This window comes from Gilvimarinus gilvus (assembly GCF_030518155.1).
GTDB classification, from domain to species: domain Bacteria; phylum Pseudomonadota; class Gammaproteobacteria; order Pseudomonadales; family Cellvibrionaceae; genus Gilvimarinus; species Gilvimarinus gilvus.
Genome location: NZ_JAULRU010000281.1, coordinates 1 through 308, shown reverse-complemented (window position 1 = coordinate 308; position 308 = coordinate 1). Strand labels below are relative to the sequence as shown.

The window sequence follows — 308 nt, the reverse complement described above, 5'->3', positions numbered from 1 at the left end:
GTACACCCGGACCAGGCCCTGGTGATGAAGTCGCTGTCAGACCTGTTCCCGCAACACACACCCAAGCTGAGCAACGAACTGACCGAAGTGCAAAGCGACGGCCAGGCACGCTTGCTGACCTTCACCCCGATCACCGGCCTGCCCTCGGCCAATTGGTACATCGGCCTGTCGGTGGACAAGGCCAAGGCCTTCTCGATGCTGAGCACCTTCCGCACCTCGGCAGTGGTTGCCACGGTCGTCGCCGTGGTCATCATCATCGCCTTGCTCGGCTTGCTGATTCGCGTACTGATGCAGCCGTTGCACACCAT

Annotated in this window: 1 protein-coding gene; it reads left to right on the top strand. The window is 61.4% G+C overall.

Features of this window, described 5'->3' with window-relative positions:
- The coding region (locus QWI17_RS04810) for a PDC sensor domain-containing protein (RefSeq protein ID WP_502553139.1) at positions 1–308 on the top strand (308 nt) is incomplete at both ends.